This is a genomic window from Paractinoplanes polyasparticus, assembly GCF_019710575.1.
GTDB lineage: Bacteria > Actinomycetota > Actinomycetes > Mycobacteriales > Micromonosporaceae > Actinoplanes > Actinoplanes polyasparticus.
In genome coordinates this window covers 43297-63605 of record NZ_JAHWFK010000020.1, presented here as the reverse complement: position 1 = coordinate 63605, position 20309 = coordinate 43297, and the positions used below count along the sequence as shown (strand labels likewise).

Below are 20309 nucleotides of genomic sequence, written 5' to 3'. Positions count from 1 at the left end.
ACGGGTGAGAAATGCGGTCCCCGTAAACGCTAGGTTGGGCACCATGAACGGACTCGCTGTCGCGTGCCGGCGCGTGGTGCACATCTACCGGGCCGAAGCGGGCGATGTGGTGGCCTTGGCCGGTGTCGACCTGTCGATCGCCCCGGGTGAGACGATCGCGCTGGTCGGCCCGTCCGGTTCGGGCAAGTCGACGCTGATCGCCCTGCTGGCCGGGCTGATGCGGCCCTCGGCCGGGCGGATCAACATCGGCACCTACGACATGGGCAAGCTCTCCGACGGCGAGATCTCCCGCCTGCGCGGCACCGAGATCGGCGTGGTCCTGCAGGGCGCGGCCCGCAACCTGCTGCCGTACGCGTCGCTGCACCGCAACATCTGGCTGGCCCAGCGCCGCGCCGCCCACACCCGCGGCATCACCCTCGACGACCCCGACCGCATCCTCGACCTGGTCGGCCTGCCCGGTCAGGGCCGCCAGCGACTGGCCGACCTCACGCCCGGCGGACGCCAGCGGGCCGCGCTCGCCGTCGGCATCGCCTCCGGCCCGGGCCTGCTGCTGGTCGACGAGCCCACCAGCCGCCTCGACACCGCCGGCCGCGACGAGGTGCTGGCCGCGATGGAGACGGTGAACGCCGAACGCCAGACCACGATCGTCGTCGTCACCCACGACAACGAGGTCGGCGCGCGCCTGGGCCGCGCCGTGACCATCCGCGACGGCCGGGTCGGCGCCGAGGGCCGCGACGGCCAGGACTTCGCCGTGGTGGCCGGCGACGGCACCGTGCAGCTGCCGCCCGAGGTGCTGGGCTCGTATCCGCCCGGCACCCTGTTCACCGTCCAGCACATCGACGGCGAGGTCACGCTCGTCCCGGGCGGAACGGAGACCGTGGCCTAACCGCGCACCCAGACGGCTTCGCCGTCGCCCAGGTGGAGTTCGCGGTCGCAGGCGGCGGCGGCCTCGGGGTCGTGGGTGGCGAAGACCACGGCGGCGCCGCGGGCGGCCTCGGCTCGCAGCAGTTCCATGACGCGCTGGCGGTTGGCCGCGTCGAGCTCGCTCGTGATCTCGTCGGCCAGCAGGATGTCGCCCTGCAGGGCCAGGCCGCGGGCGATGGCCGTGCGCTGCTGCTGGCCGCCGGAGAGTTCCTCGATGAGCTGGTTGGCCTGGCCCGAGAGGCCCAGCGGCTCGAGCGCCTCGGCCGTGCGCCGGCGGGCCTCGGCTGCCGTGCCGCCGGTGGCGATGACCGCGACCGAGATGTTCTCGGCGGCGGTCAGGATCGCGGCCAGGCCGTTGTCCTGCGGGATCAGCACGACGCCGAGCTTCACCGCCTGGTCGCGGCCGGTCAGCCGCTCGCCGTCGACCAGCACCTCGCCGGCGACCGGTGTCAGCAGGCCGGCCATCGCGCTGAGCAGGGTCGTCTTGCCGGCGCCGGACGTGCCGGTGACGGCCAGGATCTGACCGGGGCGGGCCTCGACCGAGACGCCCCGCAGCACCGTGCGGTCGCTGTCCCAGGCGAGGTCGGCCCCGGCGACGCTGAGTGTCTTCACGTGGTGGTCCCCTCAGGAAGGCGTTATTCGACGACGGAGATCGCGGCCCGTGGCCAGGGCCACGGCGGCCAGCAGGAGAAGCACGAGCACCGTCACGCCGACCAGGATCAGCACCCGGGGCCAGGACGGCAACGGCAGGTCGACCGGGTCGACCCCGGCCAGCGGCAGCGCCCACGCGGTCGCCGCCCACCCGGCCAGCGCGATCAGCATGCCGGTCACCGCGGCGATGCCGACCAGTGCCGGGTAGGTCCACAGCGTCGCCCTGCTCATGGTCGCGCGGCGCAGGCCCTGCACGCGCAGCGCTGAGAGGTCCTCGACCCGGCGGGCCCGGTCGACTGCGGCCGCGAGCACGAGGACGAACGCGCCGAGCAGCACGGCGAGCCCGCCCGCGAGCAGGTGGAACCAGAGCGACAGGGCCGGGCCCTGCTCAGCGAGTTGCCGGAGGACCTGCGCGGACCGGGTGTCGGAGCGGATCGTCAGGCCCTGGGCGGTCAGCCGGTCGACCACGTCGGCCGGAGCGCGGGAGTTGAGCCACACCTCGGGCAGCAGGGCCAGGGCGGCGTCGGTGGCGAGCCGGTCGGCGTACTCGAGGTCGACCAGGCTGGCGTGCTCGCCCAGGCGCGGCACGGCGGGCAGGCCGACGACCCCGGTGACCGCCATCGGCCGGCCGTCGAGGCCGGTCAGCACGTCACCGGACGGCGGGCTCCCCGCGTAGGCCACCGGCAACGGGTAGGGCGTGTCGACCGGCTGCACCCAGGCGCCGTCGGGTAATCCGCCGGGCTCGTCGACCTCGATGCGCAGACCCTCGGGGGCGGTGCCGACCCGGCCGTGCCGGACCATCCGCCATCGACTCGCGTCTTGCAGCCAGGAGGAGTCGCCGCTCACGCTCTCGAGGGTCAGCTCGCCGGTCACGCCGACCACGTTGCCGTTGACCTGAAGCTGGAAACCGTTGATGCGGCAGCCCTGGTCGCACGCATCGACCCGCTGCTTGTAGGTCCACTCGCCCGGGCGCAGGTCGCCGAGCGCCACCAGAGTCTCGCCGAGCCCGGTCAGCGACGAGACGGCCACATTGAGCCGCAGCTCCTTGCCCTTCACGATGCCGCCGGCGGTCGCCTTGATCCTGAGGTCGGGGCCGCCGATCGTGGGCGCGGCGGGCGCCTCCGGGCGCAGCGCCCGCGCCACCTCACCGGCCGGCGGCGCGCCGTCGGGCCAGCTCGGCACGGTGGTCAGCCGGGTCGAGTCGACGGCCAGGCCGAGCGGTTCACGGCCGTCAGTGTTGCGCAGGCGGGCGGCCGCCATGGCGAATTTCCCCTCCGGGTCGACCTGTCTTACGGCATGCAGCAGCCGGCTACGGTGCACCGGTCTCACTTCGAGCACGCGGCTCGCGCCGACGCCGAGCTCGGCCTGAACGACCCGGCCCCGGGCGGCCACGTCGATCGCGCAGGTCGCATATCCGGCGACGGCCACGGTCGCGACCAGCAGCGCGAAGAGCCGCTGGGCGCCGGGACGGCGGGAGAGCTGGAAGCCGGCCAGGGCCGGACCGAGCCGGCCGGCGGCGAGCGCCCCGGAGGCGTACCGGGTGACCAGCGGCAGCAAGCCGCGCCCGGCGAGCAATGCGAGCGCCAGCATGACCAGCGCGGGAGCGAGCAGGCCGACGCCGGTGAGCGACCCGCCGGTGATCACGAGTTGCCCCACGGAAACGACGGCGAGCAGCACGATCACGGCGTCGAGAGTGATCGCGCGGTGGCGGCCGGCGGTCACCGGCCGCCGCAGCAGCGTGGCCACCGGGCTGACGAGCTGGCGCCGCTGAGCCAGCACGGCTGCGGCCAGTGCGGCCAGCGCGGCGTAGGGCGCGTACCGGAGGGAATCCCAGCCCTCCTCGATGCCGACGCCGGGGAACCGAGCCGCGGCCACCGCGTTGACCAGCAGTTGGCCGGCCAGGCAGCCGGCCACGGCGCCGGCCAGGATCGCCGCGAGACTCTCGCCGATCGCCAGCCACCACCGGGTCCACCAACGCGCGCCGCGCAACGCGACGATCGCGAGCTCGGGCCGGCGGCCCTCGGTGCCGTAGCCGACCGCCAGGAAGATGCTGAAGCAGGCGAGCAGCACGAGTGGGACGGCCAGCACCGGCACCAGCAGGTGGGCCGTCGCGCGCCCCGAGTCGATGCGGTCGAGCAGGGCCGGGACGGCGGTGTTGACCTGGAGGTTGGGGCCGATCTCGGTGGCCTTGCGGATCAGCTCCAGCAGGGCGGCACGCAGCTCGCCGAGCCGGTCGGGGTCGAGCGCGTCGGGGCCGGCCAGCCCGTCGATGGACAGGTCGGTCAGGCCGTGGTCCATCGTGGTGAACGTCGTCGCACCGGTGAAGACGGGCTCCGAAGCCCCCACACCGGGGAGGGTCGTGAAATAGCCGTGCGTGCCCCAGTAGACGTCTTCGGGGTCCTCGACCGCGTAGGTGCCGGCGATGACGAGCCGCCTGGGGTCACCGTCCCTCACCCACAGCGGCTGCGGGACTTCGACATATGCCGCGGACGACAGGGCCACCTGGTCGCCGGCGGTCAGCCCGAGGCGCCGGGCCGTCGCCGCCCCGACGACGATGTCGTCCTCGCCGACCAGGCAGCGGCCGCTGACGATGCGCAGGTGGGCGCAGACGTCCTGCCGGAACACCATCCGGTCGGCGTTGCTGTTGTCCGGCCGGAGCCCGATGATCGGGTAGGACGAGCCGTAGACATAGGTGAATCCGGGCAGCTCGATCAGGGCGGCGCCGACGTCGGTGAAGTCCGGCGCGCCGCTGTCGACCCGGGCGTCCTGCATGCCGGTGATGACGAGGCTGCGCTCGCCGGGCGTGGACGTCTCGATCTGGCCCGCCGCGACGGCCCGGTCGATCGCCGTCAGGTAGGCCGGCGAGGCCACGGCCGAGGCGACCGCGAACAGGGACAGCAGCGCCAGGGTGACGGCCTGTCCACGCCTGGTCCAGACCATGGCCAGCACCAGCGACATCATCGCCCCGCCGCCCCGCCGCGCAGCCCGCGCACCAGCGGCAGCACCGAAAGCCACCCGACCAGGCCGAGCAGCCCGAACGCGATCAGCCCGGCCAGCCCCAAGGCCGGCCACCCCAGAGCGCCCGGCAGCGGCAGCACGTCCCACCCGTCGGTGAAGCCGCGCACAGCCACGCGCGCCAGCGGGTCGGCGATCGCCGCCGCCACCAGCCCCACCATCACACCCGCCACGATCAACACCCAGGCCCCCGCGTACGCCGTGCCGACCGCCGCCCCGAGCGGGAGCCCCTGAAGACGCAACGCCCGCAGTTGCTCCAGCCGCCGGCGCCGGTCGACCGCGCCGGCCACCCCGAGCGTCGCCGCCGCCAGCAGCAGCCCGACCGCCCCGCTGAGCAGCCCGAACCGGGCGACCGCGGCCGGCCCCTGGTCGGCCAACCGGCTCGATCGGCGAGCCACCGTGTCCTCGCCGGTGACGACGAGCCCGGCCGCACGCAGCGCGTCGACCATGCCGGGGCCGGCCCCGGGCGCGAGCCAGACCTGGAACTCACCGGGCGCGTCGGCGTCGCCGGCGATGCGGCGGCTGGTCTCGAGGTCGATGAGAACACCGTTGCTGCCCACCGCGGGCAGCACGCGTGTGGTGCCGTCGACCCGTACCGGGACCGGCTGATCGCCGAGCGACGACATCGACGGCTCCTTGAACCGCCACTCGTCCGGCGGCGGCCCGGCCAGCACGACCGGCGGCGGCAGGGCACTGTCCACGGCGTACACCTGAATGCCGATGTCCGGGGTGCCGGCCCGGTTCTCGTCGCTCGAGATACGCAGGTTCCCGTCGACCGTGGCGATGTCGAGGGCCGCGCCGGCCGTGCCGGAACGCCACCGGGCGATGTCACCGAGCTGGCTGCGGCCGAGGATCTCGGCCGACGGCCCCTGCTGGCTCAGTGCGCGCAGGGTCACCGCGCTGCGGGGCGGGGCGGGCGGGACGCTGCCGCTGGCCTCGACCGGGCTGCTGAGCTGCCAGCGCAGGATGCGGCAGCCGGGCGCCGTACGGCACCCGGAGACCGGCGCGGTGAGCGACTGCTCGCCCTTGCGCAACGTGCCGAACCGCACCTGGACGGGCAGGCCGGTGCCCTCGTGCTGAAGGGAGAGGCCCACCGCGACCGGTTGCCGGCTGTCGTTGCGCAGCCGCAAGGTGAGCCGGTCGCCGGTGATGGCCGGCGCGGGCCTCGGACCGGGGTTGTCGGCCGTCGCCGCGGCGAGCAGGCCGGCCGGGCCGTAAACCGGGCGCCAGCGGGCCACGGCGGCCAACCGGGAGCTGTCGACCGCGAGCAAGGGCGGAGCGTTGGTGCGGTCGACGACCACGGCCATGGCCTGGTCGCCCTCGGGATCGGCACGGCGCACAGCGTCGAGCAACGTGGCGCGGGTGGGCGTCTGCACCGACAGCACCCGTTCGGCGCCCAGCTCAGCCTCGCTGCGCTCGGCCCGGGCCCGGTTGTCGCCGAGGGTCAGACCCAGCGTGGTGGCGAAGAGGGCGACCGCGACGACGACGAAGGCGAACACCCGGTCGCTGCCGGGCTGTCGGGAGACCTGCACCGACGTGAGGCCGAGCCGCAGATGACCCGTGCGCATCGCCAACCCGCCACCCCGGTCGGCGGCCTGGGCCAGCAGCCGGGCCACCAGCAACGCCACAGCCAGCGCGACCAGGCCCGGAGCGGCGAGCGCCAGCCCGCTGTCGGGCGCGCTCGACCGGGCCTGATAGATGGCGGCCACCGCGATCACGAGCAGCAGCAGGTCAGCCAGCCCGCCCCGCCAGTCGCCACGACCCGAGCCGACCTCGCGCAGCAGCTCGGCGACCGGGCGGCGCAGCGCCACGGCCTCGACCACGGCGAGCACGACGAGACCGCCGAGCAGCACCGCGACAACCGCGGCCAAGGAGAGCAGCAGGGCCTCCCGCTGCTCGACGGGCGCGGCGACGGGACCGGCCAGCCACCGCGCGAGCAGGTAGCCGAGCGGCACGCCGATCAGCGCGCCCGCGGTCAGCGGCAGCATGTGTTGCCCCCAGACCAGGCGCAGCATCGCGGACCGTGTGCTGCCGCGCAGCTTGAGCAGGGCAGCGTCGCCGCGCCGGTCGCGCCCGGTGTAGTGGCCGGCCAGGCCGATCGCGAACCAGGTGAGCACCAGCGTCTGCGCCATCGCGACGACGACGCCGACCTCGATCTCCTGCCGGTTGCGGTCGATCGCCTCGATCAGCGGCCCGGTCGCGTTGACGAGCCGCAGGCCTGAGGCCGCGAGGCGCACCTCGGCCTCGCGCAGGACCGGGCCGAGCCGGAACCCCTGTTCGCCGCGCAACAACTCGTCCGGCACGGTGAGGTCGAAGGTGACGGACGGTTCCCCGAGCTGATCCGACCGGAACGTCTCGATCGGCGTGAAGGCCGGGTCGAGGCCGCCGTTCGCCTCGAACAGCGAATTGCCCCAGTAGGTGCCGCCCGAGTCGATGTATGTGAACGTCGCCACCACGGTCAGGACGATCGGCTCCGCGCCGGGCGACGCCCGCAGGGTCATCGGGTCGCCCGGCCGGAGACCCAGCCGCTGCGCGGCGGCGACGCTGATCGCCGCTTCCCCGGGCGAGGCGGGACAGGCGCCGTCAAGCTGCACGTGGGCGCAGAAGTCGTCGCGGAAGGCGAGATTCATGGACGGGGCGCCGCCGCCGGCGCTGGCCGTGAGCGGCAGCGCCAGCCCGGTCACCGGGTCGGCCTGCGGCAGCGGCAACTGGCTCTGCACCCTCGACGCGAGGTCGTCGATCGCGGCCTGGGGGTCGCCCGCGGTGTCGGCCATCTGCCGCACCGACACGGTCCGCTGTTCGGGCGGGGCGGCGGTCACGTCGGCCGTGGCCGCGCGGTTGATGCTGGCGTAGGCGAACCACGGCCCGGCCGCGGCGACGGCGGCGGCCAGCGCGGTCAGCATCAGCACGGTCAGCACCTGGGCCGTGCGGGTCCGCACCGCGCCCCAGATGAGCGTGAACATGACTGCCTCCCCCGGCCGGATCCCCCGGGAGGTTACGCCACCCGGAAGGCGTCCGGGTGCCCGCGAATCACAGCCAGTCGCGGCGCTTCAGATAGAAGTACAGCAGGATCGAGATGGACACGATGGACACCGTGCTCACCACGAAGCCCCAGAACTTCTCGAAGCCCGGGTACGGCAGGTTCTGCCCGAAATAGCCGGTGATCGCGGTCGGCACGGCGATGATGGCGGCCCACGCGGCCAGCTTGCGGGTGGTGTCGTTGAGCGCGTTGCCCTGCTCGGCCGTGTCGGCCTGCAGCAGCGCGTCGATCCGGTCCCGCAGATGCTCGACCTCGTCGACGGTGTGGGTCGCGTGGTCCTCCACATCCCGGTAGTACGGGCGCAGCTTGGCGTCGACCAGCCCCAGGTCGGAGCGCATGGCCTGGCCGACCAGCTCGGGCATGGGCGCCACGGCCCGGCGCAGGGCGGCCAGCAACTTCCGCTGCTCGATGCCCCGCAGACGGACCGCTCGCGGCGCTCCGCCCTCCTCGAGAAGGTTGTCCTCGACCAGGTCCATCGCCGCGTCCAGCTGCTGGGCGGCCCCGTACTGCCCGTCGACCACCACGTCGAGCAGGCCGTAGAGCAACCAGCCGACGCCGCCGCCGTCGAGCTCGGCGTCGGCCTCCCACCGGGTGACGAACTTGCTCGTGTCACTGGGCGACTTGCGGACCGTGATCAGCGTCCGGGGCGTCACGAAGACGCTGATCTCGGTCTTGCCGAACTTCGTACGGGAGTCCTCGGTGGCGATGTCGACCGCGTAGACGTTGAGGAAGACGTGGTGGGGGTAGCGGTCGAGCTTGGGCCGCTCGTGGTCGACCGTGGCGTCCTCGACGGCCAGCGGGTGCAGCTGGAACTCCCGGGCCACCAGGGTCAGATCGTCCGGGGTGGGGTGGAACAGGTCGAGCCAGAGCACCGCGTCCGGGTGCTCGTCGAGGAGCGGGGCCACCTGGTCGTACGGAAAATCCTTGGCGATCGGCCGGCCGTTCTCATAGAGGCGGGTCTCGATCGGGCAGGTGGGTTCGGTCACGGGAACCACTATGCCTCGCCCGCCGCGCCCTACGATGAGTCGTGGACTGGCTCGACCAACTACTCTCCGCGTTCTACCACGCCAAGTGGCAGGTGACGGCGGACCAGGCGATCTACTACCGCGAGATCGTCGGCAACGCCTTCGGGCTGGGCTCGGCGCTGTTCGGCATGCGCCGCAACGTCTGGGCGTGGCCGGTCGGCATCGTCGGCAACGTGCTGCTGTTCACCGTCTTCGCGGGCCAGGCCATCGGCAACGACCAGGGCACGCCCCTGTTCGGCCAGGCCGCGCGGCAGGTCTTCTTCGTCGTGGCCAGCGTGTACGGCTGGTGGCGGTGGAACCAGAACCGCAAGCGCAACTCCGACGGCGTGGCCGTGAAGCCGCACTGGGCCACCGCCCGCCAGCGCGTCGTCTACGGCAGCCTGGCCCTGTTCGCGGTGGTCCTGTGCTTCTACGTGTTCCAGGCGGTCGGCGCCGGCTTCGAGGTCCCGTGGTGGTACTACCTGGCCGACTCGTGGATCTTCGTCGGGTCCATGCTGGCCACCTACGCGCTGGCCCGCGGCTGGGTCGAGTTCTGGCTCTGCTGGATCGCCGTCGACCTGGTCGGCGTGCCCGAGTTGCTGCACTTCCGCTACTACCCGTCGGCGATCCTCTACGGCGTCTACGCCGTGTTCGTGATCTGGGGTTTCGTGGTGTGGCTGCGCATCTCCCGGGCCGAGCAGGAAACGCCCGCCGGGCAGGCGGCCCCGTCGGCTCAGACCTCCGCCGTCAGCTCGTAGACCCCTACGAGCGGGCCGTGACCTCGTGGCCTCGGGCCCGGTCGCAGCGGTCCAGCTCCCGCGACAACGCCGCGATGTCCAGGCGGTCCTTCGACCGACGCAGCGTCTTCTTGTAGCGCAGAACGTCGTCGAGCCGCGCGAAGGGCAGCCCCTCGAAGTGCTCGGCGTGGTCGATCAGCTCATCGGCGTCGTACTCGTCGGAGATCCACCCACGCGAGAACTGGATGTGGCCGCCGCAGAACTCGACCACGCTGGCGCCGTTGATGTTTCCGGGTCGCGGCTTGCCCTCCTGGTGGACCCGGACCCGGTCCCAGGTCTCGCCGCGTGCGACGACGTCCAGGTCCCGTACTTCGTCGCGCAGCCCATGGGCCAGAAGCGGACCGCTGCCGAAGATGACGAAGTCGCGGCTGTCGAGCCCGAGTTCCTTCTTGAGCTCGAGGAAACGACGAATCAGCTTGTCCTCGGACAACGCCTTTCGCCGCTGCGCCACGCTCATCGTCAGTCCAGCCCCTATTCGCTGCGGCACCCGGTCGAGATCATACGCGCCGTCGACCCGCCTACCGCCTCCTCAGCCAGGAGCGAGGCCTTTCCATCGGGAGCTTTTTCTTCTCGAGTTTCCGCAGGGCACGAATGATCTTCGCTCGTTGCTTCGGTGTAGCGCCCTCGAGCGCGCGTCCGAAACGCCGCGTCAGCCACCTCTGCTCGATCCACGCACAGCACACCGGTGCGATCGCCCTCACCCCCACGGCCACGGCCAACGCGGCGGCGGCGAAACCTGACCCGTGATCCGCGAGGACAGCGACCAGATCCGAGGACATCGCAGGCTCCCCGTCACGTGACCGTCAGATTGCCGTCGGCGATGTCACGCAACGCCGACGGCTGGCTGATGGTCACCGTCTGACGCCCGGTGGCGACGACGTCCGCCGCCTTCAACCGGGCGATGATCTTCTTGACCGAGTCGAGCTTCTTCGCGCCCACCAGGGTCGCGATGTCCTGTTGATTGAATCGGAGCAGGACGCTCCCGTCGTCGGCCGGCTCACCCAGCCCGCTGTCGATCAGCTCGACCAGCCTCTTGGCGAGCTGCTGCTCAATCGCCAGTTCCGACTCGACGTTACGTCTGGTGGCGCGGTCGGCCAGATCGTCGGTCATCGCCAGCAGCGCGTGCATGGCTCGGGGGTGGTCATAGAGGAATCTGAGCCAGACCGGCCCGGGCAGATAAAGCGCCTCGACGTCGCTGAACGCGATGATGCTGGCCATCCGGGCCTGTCCCCGGATGACCGCCATCTCGCCGACGATCGCCCCCGGCCCCCGGATGTCGATGATCCTGGGTGGGCTGCCCCGCATGGCCTTCACGTGCCCCTTGGTGATCAGCAGCGCGAAATCGCCCGGCTCGCCCTCCAAAAAGAACGGCTGACCTGCGGAGCGGCTCACGGGGCGCCCGAAGCTTTTCAGCTCGTCGGACTCCTCCACGCTGAGAAGAGGCATCCTTACCATGTGCAGAGTGTAAAACTACCCTCAACATGAGGGGATGAATCATCCGAGCAAGCACAGATAGTGGAAATTGGACGTGCCGCCGAGCAAGCACCCGTGCGGGAGCCCTGCACGGTCGAGGCCGAGGAAGCCCCTGGCCAAAGCCAGGAAAGGGCACCCTCGGCCTCGGCCGTCCAAGCGCGGGGAAAGCGGCTACCCAGCAGAAGGCCCGACGTTGGTACGGGAGCGAACGATCTCGGCCACGTGGGCGACGGCCTCGTCGACCGGGACGCCGTTGCGCTGTGAGCCGTCGCGGTAGCGGAAGGACACCGTTCCGGCGGCCACGTCGTCGTCGCCGGCGATGGCCATGAACGGGATCTTCTGCTGCTGCGCGGTTCGGATCTTCTTCTGCATGCGGTCGTCCGAGTAGTCGACCTCGGCGCGGATGCCGGCGGCCCGCAGCTTCGCCACGAACTCGGCCAGATAGCCCGCGTGGTCGTCGCGGATCGGGATGCCCACGACCTGGACGGGGGCCAGCCAGGCCGGGAAGGCGCCGGCGTAGTGCTCCACGAGCACGCCGAAGAAGCGCTCGATCGAGCCGAACTTCGCCGAGTGGATCATGACGGGCTCTTGCCGGGTGCCGTCGGCGGCCTGGAATTCCAGGCCGAAGCGGGCGGGCTGGTTGAAGTCGTACTGGATGGTCGACATCTGCCAGGTGCGGCCGATCGCGTCCTTGGCCTGGACGCTGATCTTCGGGCCGTAGAAGGCGGCGCCGCCCGGGTCGAGGACGAGCTCGAGTCCGGATTCGACGGCCACGTCCTCGAGGACCTTGGTGGCGACGGCCCACTGCTCGTCCGTACCGATGAACTTGTCGCTCTTCGGGTCGCGGGTCGACAGCTCGAGGTAGTAGTCGTCGAGGCCGAAGTCGCGCAGCAGGGAGAGCACGAAGTTCAGCAGGTGCTTGATCTCGCCCGGGGCCTGCTCGGCCGTCACGTACGAGTGGGAGTCGTCCTGGGTGAGGCCGCGGACCCGGGTGAGGCCGTGGACCACGCCGCTCTTCTCGTAGCGGTAGACCGTGCCGAACTCGAAGAAGCGCAGCGGCAGCTCACGGTAGGACCGCCCGCGCGACTTGAAGATCAAGTTGTGCATCGGGCAGTTCATGGCCTTGAGGTAGTAGTCGGCCCCCTCCAGCTGCATCGGAGGGAACATCGTGTCCTTGTAGTACGGCAGGTGCCCGGAGGTGTGGAACAACCCCTCCTTGGTGATGTGCGGCGAGCTGACGTACTGGAAGCCCTCCTCGATGTGGCGGGCGCGGACGTAGTCCTCCATCTCGCGCTTGATGATGCCGCCCTTGGGGTGGAAGACGACCAGCCCGGAGCCGATCTCGTCGGGGAACGAGAACAGGTCGAGCTCGGTGCCGAGCTTGCGGTGGTCGCGGCGCTCGGCCTCGGCCAGGCGGTTCAGGTACGCCTTGAGCTCGTCGCGCGACGGCCAGGCGGTGCCGTAGATGCGCTGGAGCTGCGGGTTCTTCTCGGAGCCGCGCCAGTAGGCGGCGGCCGAGCGCATCAGCTTGAACGCGGGGATGAAGCGGGTGGTCGGCAGGTGAGGGCCGCGGCACAGGTCGCCCCAGACGCGCTTGCCCTCCTTGTCGAGGTTGTCGTAATGGGTCAGCTCGCCGGCGCCGACCGTGCTCAGCTCGGCGTCGTCGACGTCGCCCTTGATGTCGACCAGCTCGAGCTTGTACGGCTCGCCGGCCAGCTCGACCTTGGCCTCGTCGAGCGACTTGTACTCGCGACGACGGAACGTCTGCCCGGCCTTGACGATCTCCTGCATCCGCTTCTCGAGCTTCGTGAGGTCTTCCGGCTGGAACGGCTTCGGCACGTCGAAGTCGTAGTAGAAGCCGTTGTCGATGGGCGGGCCGATGCCCAGCTTGGCCTCGGGGAAGATGTCCTGCACGGCCTGGGCCAGCACGTGCGCGGCCGAGTGGCGCAGCACGTTCAGTCCGTCGGGTTCGTCGATCGCGACCGGCGTGGCGTCGGTGTCGAGCTCGGGCCGCCAGTCGAGGTCACGCAGGCGGCCACCGGCGTCGCGGACGACGACGATCGCCTTGGGGCCGGTCGTCGGCAGGCCGGCTGCGGCCACCGCATCGGCGGCCGTAGTCCCGGCCGGGACGACGAGAGGGTCGGCCACAGCGGGGGTACGGGTTGCGGACACGGTGATCTCCTTCTGGTACGGGACAGCCCATCAGAACCTTGACGATGCTATCCGCCCGGAAATTCCCCCGGCCCCGCGCGACCCGGTTTTCACCGCTGGGCGAGTTGCGCCTGGAGTTCCGAGCCCGGTTCGTACGCCAGCAGGTGCCGCCCCTCGGACCGGCGTTCCAGGTCGGTGATGGCGGCCAGCCGCCGGTCGAGGTCGAGCTGGGCCCGGTTCATCGCGCCGTCGTGCTGCTCCTCCTGACGGGCGCGGGTGGCCAGCAGGTCGTCCTTGGCCCGGCGCAGCAGGATGCGGTTGGCGGTGTCGCGGTCGCTCGGCGGCAGGCCCCGCGCGGCCCCGATGATCGTGGGGAACTCGGCGATCGCCCGCTCCTGGTGCAGGGAGTGCAGGCCCTTCCAGTAGTCGGCCTGGCTGGTGTCGATCCAGTTGGCCAGGGCCAGGATCGAGACGTCGTCGAACCGCGACTGCTCGGCGTCGGGCAGTACGTCCTCACGAAACGTGTGCTCGCCGAGTGCGGCGGCCGCCTTCCGATCGATGTCGTTGACCGCCGCCAGGACTTCGCCGATCTGCCGGGCGTACGCGTCGACGGCCCCCGCCCCGGCGGCGACCGCGATCGGCGCGGTGATCACGCCCGCCTCCAGGTCGACCCGCAACCCGGCCGCCCGCGCCTCCTCGACCAGTTCCAGCAGCCGGCGCCGCCCCTGCCCCAGATCGAGCGCGAAGTCACGGATGATCCAGGCGATCGCGGCGCAGTGCGTCTGCCCGTTGCCGACCTGCACGCGAAGCTCGGCCGCCCTGTCCTGCGCGGCCTGCGAGCTAGGCCCGGCCGGCCAGTGGTTCGGCAGCTCACGAGTGTCCCGGCCGAGGTCTTCCACGGCGGCGTCGAGCGTACGGGCCAACCGGTCCCAGTGCCGGGCCACCGTCTCGAGCCGTCCGGTGTCAGCGTCGAGCAGCCCCCGCAGCGTGATCGTCATGACGTCATCCCGGCTTCCCGGCGACCTGGATGCGGTCGGCCGCGCCCTGATCGGTGGCCACGAAATCCCCGGCCGCCGCGCGCAGCTCGCCGCCGTAGTCGCGGACCAGCCCGGCCAGCCCTTCGACCGTGATCTGCCAGAAACGGGCCGCGTGGGCCATCGAGTTCTCACACACCTCGGCGCCCTCGACAGCGCCCTGCCCCGCGTACTCCCACCCGGGAATCAGCGCGGCCGCCCCGGCGATCTCGTCGCCGATCTCCGTCACCGCCACGCCCATCGCCCGCACCGCAGGCGCATCGATGCTGGTCATGTCATCCATCGATCAACCGCCATCCCATCGAGCTCCGACTCCGCAACCTACACGGCGCCATCACGCCTCCTGGTTCACCCGACGCGGGCCGATGCGCTGTCCGTCTACCGTGTGGTGATGATCGGAGCGCCCGACCCGACCGAGGTCCTGGCGGCCCTGCTGGATCGGTCGGTGGCCCGGATCGCGGAGTTGACGGCGGACGGCCCTTCCTTCGATCGAACCGGGGTCGTGCAGGTCGCGGATGTGTGGTGCAACAACTCCGGGCCGCTCTTCGGGGCGTTGACTGCTCCGCGGCGGCAACGGGCCGCATGCGGACGGACCGCCCTCGAGTGGATGGCCGCGCTCGGGTCGGAGCGCCGGCAGTGGGTGGTCGAGCAGGCGGCCGTTGCCGGCTACTCGCTCGAGACGTTGCCGCCGGCCGCGCCGGAGCGTCATCGCGACTGTCGCGGCCTCGTGCACCCGGGTGTGCAGCCGCTGAGCGCGAGTCTCGGGGAGGACTACGACCTCGGACGGGCGTGCATCGACTCCATCCGCGTCGAGCGAGCCGGGGCGGGGCTCCGCGGCTATGTCGGGTTCGAGGTTCCGCGGCGGTACGGCGTGCCCGGCGCGGCGAAGGTGCAGCTGTATCTGACCGGCGTGGGTGACTGCCGGTTCGACGACGGCGACGGGGACGGGGTCGCCCTGACGGTCGGCGAGGACGGTGCAGACGTGAAGTTCGGCCACCGCGGATTCGCGCGCGCGGCTTCGGCCGAGGTCACGATCGAGGACAGTTCGTGGCATCTGTCGCGGGCCGGGCGGGTGGCCGACGCGACGACGCCACCGTGGCAGCCGCAGGAGGAGACCGGGCTGCGCCAGCCGTCCGGGGCGGCCTACAGCGCCGCGTTCGCCCTGTACGAGGTGATGCTGCGGATCAGGATGGTTCGGTACGCGAAGATGGTCGGCGCTGTTCCGCTGGCGGAGCTGGCCGAGCTGCTGGCCGACGCCGGTTCGGCGGCGAGAAGCGCGGCCCGCCGGCCGTGGGGGTTTCGCGAGCGTGCCTTCGCCCGGCTGGCGGAGCGGTGGAGCCGCCGGGTCGAGCGACCGCATCGGCCACCGGCGGCGCCCGGCGACCATCTCACCCTGGCGGGCTTCGGCACGGGCGTCATGCTCAACTCCGCCGTACGCAATGAGAAGGGGACCTGGGAGCTGCGCTCAGCCGAGCTGCCTCGCCCCGAACGGTTCAGCCTGACCGTGCGGGATCACTGCATCGCCGTGGACGGCGAGTGGTCGAACGAGGCCGGGCACCGGAACACGTGAAGGCGTAGCCGCGGCCTCAGGTGGTGAGCACGGCGGCGAGGCCGTCGGCGCGCGGGTCGCTGCCCGCGTCGAGGGTTCCGGAGCGCAGCCGGGCGAGCTGCACGTGGCCCGCGTCGTCGTGCGGGCCCGCGGTGGTCGTGACCGTGAGGCCGGCCGGGTCGAGCGGGGGCAGGCCGGGCTCGACGATCAGGTCGTCGCCGCGGACGATCCATCGTGGACGGCTGACCAGTTCGGCGGCGTCCGCGGTGAGCACGTCGGGGGCCAGCTGGGCCAGGATCCAGGGCTGGGCCCGGCCACCCTGGCAGCCCAGCGCGACCACGCCGCCCGGGGTCAGCGCGATCGTCGGGCACAGGGTGTGCGGCGGGCGCAGACCGCCGCCGAAGTGCGCGGGATGGGCCGGGTCGAGGCTGAAGGACGTGCCACGGTTGTGCAGCACCACACCGGTCGCCGGTTCGAGCAGGCCCGCGCCGAAGCTCTCGAAGACGCTCTGGATGATCGTCACCGCGTTGCCCTCGTCGTCGGTGGCGGTGACGGCCACCGTGTCGCCGGTGGGTTTCGGGGGCTCGGGTCGAGGGTCGAAGGCTTCCCGCGTACGCAGGAGAAGCCCGTCGATCGAGACCGGCCCGCCGCGGGGGTCGCCGAGCAGCGCGTTGCGAGCGGCCTGAGCGCGACGGCTGTCGGCCACCAGTGACCGCGAGCCGACGACCGCGAGGAACGTGGCGCCCTGCACCGGCGGCGGCGCGGCATGCCAGGCCACGTCCCCGACCGTACGGCTCAGCGGCGCCCCCACCTCGGCCGCGTGCGCGGCGAAGTCAGCTGCCGACAGCGCGCTGCCCAGCGATCGCAGCCCGGCGACCAGCCTGCGGTTGAGCGGACCGGCATAGAAGGACCGCCAGTCCCGGGCGATCCCGGTCAGGGTCTCGGCCAGCGCCGGCTGCACGAGAGTGGGCCCGAGCAGCACCGCGGCCAGACCGGGGTCGGCCCGGATGACGTCGAGGCCCTGGCTGATCGCCGTACGCAATCCCTTGCTCTTCTCGACGCCGCCGGCCGCGAACCCGATGGCCGGGGCGAGCAACGCGCCGAGCGGAAGCCGGGCGCCCAGCGACTGCACCGCGGCCCAGCCCGCGACCACTCCCGGCACGGTCACCGTCTGCGGCCCGCGCAACGGCATGCTTTCCACCCGCGCGTCCAGGGCAGCCGCGCCGATCGACAGCACAGCCCGCACGGCCGACCCGGCCGGCCGCACCATGGCCACCAGATCGCCACCCACCGAACACTGATGCGGATAGACGACGGCCAGCGCCCCCGCCGCGGCCAGCGCCGCATCGAACGCGTTGCCCCCGTCCGCGACAACCGCGCGCGCAGCCTCGATCGCGGCCGGATGAGGCGCAGCCACGGCGACAGACATACCGGCGACCCTACGGCCGAGCCACCGGCGACGCACGTGCAGACACCGGCAGGATGGCTCCATGCGAACTGTGGAGACCGAGCGACTGGTGCTGCGCGGGTGGCGGGACGACGACCTGGACGGGCTCGCCGCGATCAACGCGGATCCGGAGGTGATGCGCTACATCCTCGACGGCTCGGTGCGGGACCGGGAGCAGAGCGCCGAAGGGCTGCGGAAGATGCGACGCGACTGGGCGGAACAGGGCTTCGGCCTGTTCGCCGTCGAGCGGCGGGGCGAGCTGATCGGGTGGGCGGGGCTCGCGGTTCCGGCGTTCCTGCCCGAGGTGCTACCGGCGGTCGAGATCGGGTGGCGGCTGGGGCGGCCGTTCTGGGGCCACGGGTATGCCACCGAGGCGGCCGCGGCTGCATTGCGGTTCGGGTTCGAGGAGGCCGGCCTCGATCGCATCATCAGCATCCGGCACGTGGAGAACACGCGGTCGGCCCGGGTGATGGAGAAGCTCGGCCTGGCGCACGACTTCGACACCGTCGTGCCGGGGCACGGCCAGCCCGTAGCCGTGCACGGCGGCGTCAGACCGTGAGCGGGGTAGCGACGTCCAGCTGGTCGTGGTCGATCAGCCAGCGGACGGCTTCGAGGATCGCCTGTTCCGGCTCGTATGCGGGGGCGTAGCCGAGCAGGGCGCGCGCCTTGTCGATGCTGAAGTAGTGGTCGCGGACGAGGTGTTCCCAACTGGTCTCGGCCGCCTCGTCGCCGGCCGTACGGCGGAAATCGACCCAGCTCACCGGGCGCAGCCGGGCCTCCTGACCGAACCACGAGGCGGCGATCCGGGCGTACCCGCGGACGTTGAGGGCGGACGGGGCGACGGCGCTGAAGTCCTCACCCGCGGCGGCCTCGCGCCGGTCGATGGCGGCCTCGAAGATCTGGGCCACGTCGTCGGCGTGAACGTGGTGCATGAACTCGGTGCCGATGCCCGGGACGTCGAGCGGGTCCCCGGCCGACAACGTGCGCCACACCGCGGGGTCGACGTTGCCGAGCGGACCGATCGGATGCCACCCCGGGCCGACGATGTGCCCGGGGTGCACCGACGTGGTGACCAGCCCGCCGGATCTGGTCTCCTCCTTGAGCATCCGGGCGATGGCGTCCTTCGCGATGCCGTACTCGCCTAGGGGCGGCGGGCCGTTCTCCTCGGTGACGGGCAGCTTCAGGCTGGGCCCGGCACGCCAGATGGATCCGCAGTGCAACAGGTGCCCGGTCTGCCCGCGCAGCCGGTCGACGAGGGCGATCGCCGATTCCAGGGTGAAGCAGATCAGGTCGACCACGACGTCGGGCTGGAGCCCCGACACGGTTTCCGGGAACGCCGGGTCGTCGCGGTCGGCCGTCACGGGCCGCACCTGCGACCAGGCCGGGTCGTCGACGTAGTGGGACCGCTGCCCCCGGCTGACGTTGACCACCTCGTGGCCGGCTCGCACCAGCCGGGGAACCAGGAACGTGCCGATGTGCCCGCTGCCGCCGACCACCACGATTCTCACCGGCTCAGGCTAACCCCCGGGTGTCCACCGCAGCAGAAATTCTTCGTCGCTCTCCGACTCGAGCCGGCACCCCAGACGCTCGTACAGCCGACGGGCCCGGGGATTGTCCTTCTCGACGCCGATGAGGAGCGGAATGCCCTCGCGGGCCGCGACATCCTGGAGGCCGCGGATGATCGACGTGCCGATGCCGCGGCCCTGCACCGACGGCAGCAGCTGGATCCCGGCCAGTTGGAGGGCGGATTCCCGCCGTACCACCCGGAGCCGGCCCACCACCTCGTCGTCCAGCAGGATCACCGAGAGCTCGCTGCCCGGGCTCGGCTCCCGGCTCCACTCGGCGAATCCTTCGCGCCATTCCGCGTCCTGCTCGGGGCTCCGCTCCGGCCAGCGGCCCTGCGCCTTGGTGGCCGCCATGACGATGTCGGCGAGCACGTAGGCATCGTCGGCCGTGGCCGGGCGCACCTTCATCCGGCCAGCGCCGACCGCGTGGCGTCGACGAAGGTCCAGAAGCTCGGCAGCGTCGTGTTCTTTCTTCCCGTACGCGTGTTGGTGCCGAACATCCGCGTGCGAAGCGGCGTGGTCATCTCGAGCTGCACGCCGGACCTCCGCAGGCTGAGGTTCACGATGTTGTCGGCGTCGGCGCCGCTCAACGGGGGCACGGTGTCGGCGTCGATCGCGGTCACACCGGCGGTTTCGTACGCCCCGAGCAGCGCCGCCTTGAGGCCTGCGTCCCGGCCCCCGACCAGCACGGCGGCCGCATCGGCGCCCAGCCCGGCCTGACCCGGCGAGCAGCCGTGCAACGACAGCACCCGGCGGCTGCCGGCCACCGTGGCCAACGCGACCGGGTCGTCGCAGCTCGTCGACGTGACGTGCAGCGCCGCGTTGCCCGACGACCGGATGCCCTCGAACATCCAGTAGTCGTAGACCGGCCCACCGGTCGCGCCGCCGGCCGGGTGGTAACCGGCGATGGCCAGGCACAGCTCGGACGTGCCGGGTTCGATGCCGCCGCCGTGCAGGGCCACGATCGCCGTGCCGGGGTAGTTGCCGCCGGGGCCGTCGCTGTCGTCGAGGGCCGCGTGCCGCCGGAAGCGCCGGGCGTAGTCGACTCCCTCGCTGAGGTTGCTGTAGAGGTCGGTGTTCGACTCGTACGCGTCGGCGGGCCGGGCTCCGGCGCGGAACACGCCCAGGGCAGCACGGCGGGTGAGAGGCGACACGCTAAGCATCGATGGACCTGACAATCTCGTCGACCCCGCGCTTCAGCAAACGGCTCAGCAGCGGGCGCAGCTCGGCCGGATGCAGGTTGAGCGCGTCGAACTCGTCGGCCGTGGCCCAATGCAGTTCGAAACTGTTGAGCGTGCCGTGCTCGCGGGCCTCGTCGCCGGACAGCACCGGCTCGCCGGACACCTGTTTCATGAGGAAATAGGTGGCCGGGCGGCCGTTGTGCTCACCGGCCCACAGCCGGCGGTCGACGATCGCGCGCAGGGTGGTTTCCTCGGTGAGTTCGCGCAGCGCGGCCGCCTGCGCCGACGCGCCCGGCTCGACGCCTCCGCCGGGCAGCACCGCGTACCGGTGACCGGCGCACGTGGTCGCGCCGGCCGGGCACATCACGCAGGGGTGCGGGCGACGCAGGTACCGCTTGATGACCAGCACGCGCGGACCGGAGCGGACGACGGCCACGGCACGGGGAATCGGCATACGGTCAGCATGGACGATGCGCCC

At 72.0% G+C, this 20309-nt stretch carries 18 protein-coding genes; 4 read left to right on the top strand and 14 right to left on the bottom strand.

The window, feature by feature from the left end; all coding sequences use genetic code 11:
• Positions 1-43 precede the first annotated feature (43 nt).
• Complete coding sequence (locus KXC43_RS20635) at positions 44-886, top strand: ABC transporter ATP-binding protein (RefSeq protein ID WP_221377734.1); 843 nt, start codon at positions 44-46, stop codon at positions 884-886.
• On the opposite strand, the gene KXC43_RS20630 is transcribed toward KXC43_RS20635, so the two are convergent.
• The 4 genes from KXC43_RS20630 to KXC43_RS20615 all read right to left on the bottom strand — a co-directional run bounded on the left by KXC43_RS20630 (position 883) and on the right by KXC43_RS20615 (position 8616).
• The gene (locus KXC43_RS20630; protein WP_221377733.1) at positions 883-1536 is read right to left on the bottom strand and encodes an ABC transporter ATP-binding protein; all 654 of its coding nucleotides are present in this window, start codon (positions 1534-1536) and stop codon (positions 883-885) included. The genes KXC43_RS20635 and KXC43_RS20630 overlap by 4 nt on opposite strands.
• Before the next feature lie 12 nt (positions 1537-1548).
• A complete protein-coding gene (locus KXC43_RS20625; RefSeq protein ID WP_221377732.1) occupies positions 1549-4536 on the bottom strand; it encodes an FtsX-like permease family protein in 2988 nt (995 codons plus the stop codon).
• Positions 4533-7553 carry an FtsX-like permease family protein gene (locus KXC43_RS20620; protein ID WP_221377731.1) on the bottom strand — a complete coding sequence of 1007 codons (3021 nt, stop codon included), beginning with the start codon at positions 7551-7553 and terminating at the stop codon, positions 4533-4535. The genes KXC43_RS20625 and KXC43_RS20620 overlap by 4 nt, the downstream gene beginning before the upstream one ends.
• 67 nt (positions 7554-7620) lie before the next feature.
• Positions 7621-8616, bottom strand: coding sequence for a magnesium transporter CorA family protein (locus KXC43_RS20615; RefSeq protein WP_308129172.1), 996 nt, complete (start codon positions 8614-8616; stop codon positions 7621-7623).
• A gap of 41 nt (positions 8617-8657) precedes the next feature.
• Between KXC43_RS20615 and KXC43_RS20610 the strand changes: the two genes are divergently transcribed.
• Entirely contained in the window at positions 8658-9392 is a 735-nt protein-coding gene (locus tag KXC43_RS20610; RefSeq protein ID WP_221377730.1) for a nicotinamide mononucleotide transporter family protein, read from the top strand.
• Positions 9393-9396: 4 nt separating this feature from the next.
• On the opposite strand, the gene KXC43_RS20605 is transcribed toward KXC43_RS20610, so the two are convergent.
• From KXC43_RS20605 to KXC43_RS20585, 5 genes are all read right to left on the bottom strand, one after another.
• Positions 9397-9888 (bottom strand): hypothetical protein, encoded by a 492-nt coding sequence (locus tag KXC43_RS20605; protein WP_221377729.1) that lies wholly within the window; start codon positions 9886-9888, stop codon positions 9397-9399.
• Between the two features lie 335 nt (positions 9889-10223).
• On the bottom strand, positions 10224-10886 hold the full coding sequence (locus tag KXC43_RS20600) for a Crp/Fnr family transcriptional regulator (RefSeq protein WP_221377728.1): 663 nt from the start codon (positions 10884-10886) through the stop codon (positions 10224-10226).
• Positions 10887-11075: 189 nt separating this feature from the next.
• A complete protein-coding gene (gene thrS, locus KXC43_RS20595; RefSeq protein ID WP_221377727.1) occupies positions 11076-13076 on the bottom strand; it encodes a threonine--tRNA ligase in 2001 nt (666 codons plus the stop codon).
• An 89-nt stretch (positions 13077-13165) separates the two neighbouring features.
• Positions 13166-14053 carry a hypothetical protein gene (locus tag KXC43_RS20590; protein WP_221377726.1) on the bottom strand — a complete coding sequence of 296 codons (888 nt, stop codon included), beginning with the start codon at positions 14051-14053 and terminating at the stop codon, positions 13166-13168.
• Between the two features lie 4 nt (positions 14054-14057).
• Positions 14058-14363 (bottom strand): hypothetical protein, encoded by a 306-nt coding sequence (locus tag KXC43_RS20585; protein ID WP_221377725.1) that lies wholly within the window; start codon positions 14361-14363, stop codon positions 14058-14060.
• Between the two features lie 117 nt (positions 14364-14480).
• On the opposite strand from KXC43_RS20585, the gene KXC43_RS20580 reads away from it, so the two are divergent.
• A complete protein-coding gene (locus KXC43_RS20580) occupies positions 14481-15659 on the top strand; it encodes a hypothetical protein (RefSeq protein ID WP_221377724.1) in 1179 nt (392 codons plus the stop codon).
• Between the two features lie 16 nt (positions 15660-15675).
• Here the strand turns inward: KXC43_RS20580 and KXC43_RS20575 are convergent, their stop codons facing one another.
• Entirely contained in the window at positions 15676-17067 is a 1392-nt protein-coding gene (locus KXC43_RS20575; protein WP_221377723.1) for a gamma-glutamyltransferase, read from the bottom strand.
• A gap of 61 nt (positions 17068-17128) precedes the next feature.
• On the opposite strand from KXC43_RS20575, the gene KXC43_RS20570 reads away from it, so the two are divergent.
• The gene (locus KXC43_RS20570; RefSeq protein ID WP_221377722.1) at positions 17129-17644 is read left to right on the top strand and encodes a GNAT family N-acetyltransferase; all 516 of its coding nucleotides are present in this window, start codon (positions 17129-17131) and stop codon (positions 17642-17644) included.
• Here the strand turns inward: KXC43_RS20570 and KXC43_RS20565 are convergent.
• The 4 genes from KXC43_RS20565 to KXC43_RS20550 are packed head-to-tail and all read right to left on the bottom strand — an operon-like array spanning position 17634 to position 20285.
• Positions 17634-18593 carry an NAD-dependent epimerase/dehydratase family protein gene (locus KXC43_RS20565; RefSeq protein WP_221377721.1) on the bottom strand — a complete coding sequence of 320 codons (960 nt, stop codon included), beginning with the start codon at positions 18591-18593 and terminating at the stop codon, positions 17634-17636. The two genes, KXC43_RS20570 and KXC43_RS20565, sit on opposite strands and share 11 nt — an antisense overlap.
• A gap of 9 nt (positions 18594-18602) precedes the next feature.
• Entirely contained in the window at positions 18603-19058 is a 456-nt protein-coding gene (locus KXC43_RS20560; RefSeq protein WP_221377720.1) for a GNAT family N-acetyltransferase, read from the bottom strand.
• Complete coding sequence (locus KXC43_RS20555; RefSeq protein ID WP_221377719.1) at positions 19055-19813, bottom strand: poly-gamma-glutamate hydrolase family protein; 759 nt, start codon at positions 19811-19813, stop codon at positions 19055-19057. The genes KXC43_RS20560 and KXC43_RS20555 overlap by 4 nt, the downstream gene beginning before the upstream one ends.
• The gene (locus KXC43_RS20550; protein WP_221377718.1) at positions 19806-20285 is read right to left on the bottom strand and encodes an NUDIX domain-containing protein; all 480 of its coding nucleotides are present in this window, start codon (positions 20283-20285) and stop codon (positions 19806-19808) included. Before KXC43_RS20550 ends, KXC43_RS20555 begins: the two co-directional genes overlap by 8 nt.
• Between the last annotated feature and the right edge of the window lie 24 nt (positions 20286-20309).

Bases quoted from the DNA above. Each gene is read 5' to 3' on its own strand.
- KXC43_RS20635 (WP_221377734.1), top strand. From the start codon at position 44: ATGAACGGACTCGCTGTCGCGTGCCGGCGCGTGGTGCACATCTACCGG.
- KXC43_RS20625 (WP_221377732.1), bottom strand. From the start codon at position 4,536: ATGATGTCGCTGGTGCTGGCCATGGTCTGGACCAGGCGTGGACAGGCC.
- KXC43_RS20620 (WP_221377731.1), bottom strand. From the start codon at position 7,553: ATGTTCACGCTCATCTGGGGCGCGGTGCGGACCCGCACGGCCCAGGTG.
- KXC43_RS20605 (WP_221377729.1), bottom strand. From the start codon at position 9,888: ATGAGCGTGGCGCAGCGGCGAAAGGCGTTGTCCGAGGACAAGCTGATT.
- KXC43_RS20600 (WP_221377728.1), bottom strand. From the start codon at position 10,886: ATGGTAAGGATGCCTCTTCTCAGCGTGGAGGAGTCCGACGAGCTGAAA.
- KXC43_RS20590 (WP_221377726.1), bottom strand. From the start codon at position 14,053: ATGACGATCACGCTGCGGGGGCTGCTCGACGCTGACACCGGACGGCTC.
- KXC43_RS20585 (WP_221377725.1), bottom strand. From the start codon at position 14,363: ATGACCAGCATCGATGCGCCTGCGGTGCGGGCGATGGGCGTGGCGGTG.
- KXC43_RS20580 (WP_221377724.1), top strand. From the start codon at position 14,481: ATGATCGGAGCGCCCGACCCGACCGAGGTCCTGGCGGCCCTGCTGGAT.
- KXC43_RS20575 (WP_221377723.1), bottom strand. From the start codon at position 17,067: ATGTCTGTCGCCGTGGCTGCGCCTCATCCGGCCGCGATCGAGGCTGCG.
- KXC43_RS20570 (WP_221377722.1), top strand. From the start codon at position 17,129: ATGCGAACTGTGGAGACCGAGCGACTGGTGCTGCGCGGGTGGCGGGAC.
- KXC43_RS20560 (WP_221377720.1), bottom strand. From the start codon at position 19,058: ATGAAGGTGCGCCCGGCCACGGCCGACGATGCCTACGTGCTCGCCGAC.
- KXC43_RS20555 (WP_221377719.1), bottom strand. From the start codon at position 19,813: ATGCTTAGCGTGTCGCCTCTCACCCGCCGTGCTGCCCTGGGCGTGTTC.
- KXC43_RS20550 (WP_221377718.1), bottom strand. From the start codon at position 20,285: ATGCCGATTCCCCGTGCCGTGGCCGTCGTCCGCTCCGGTCCGCGCGTG.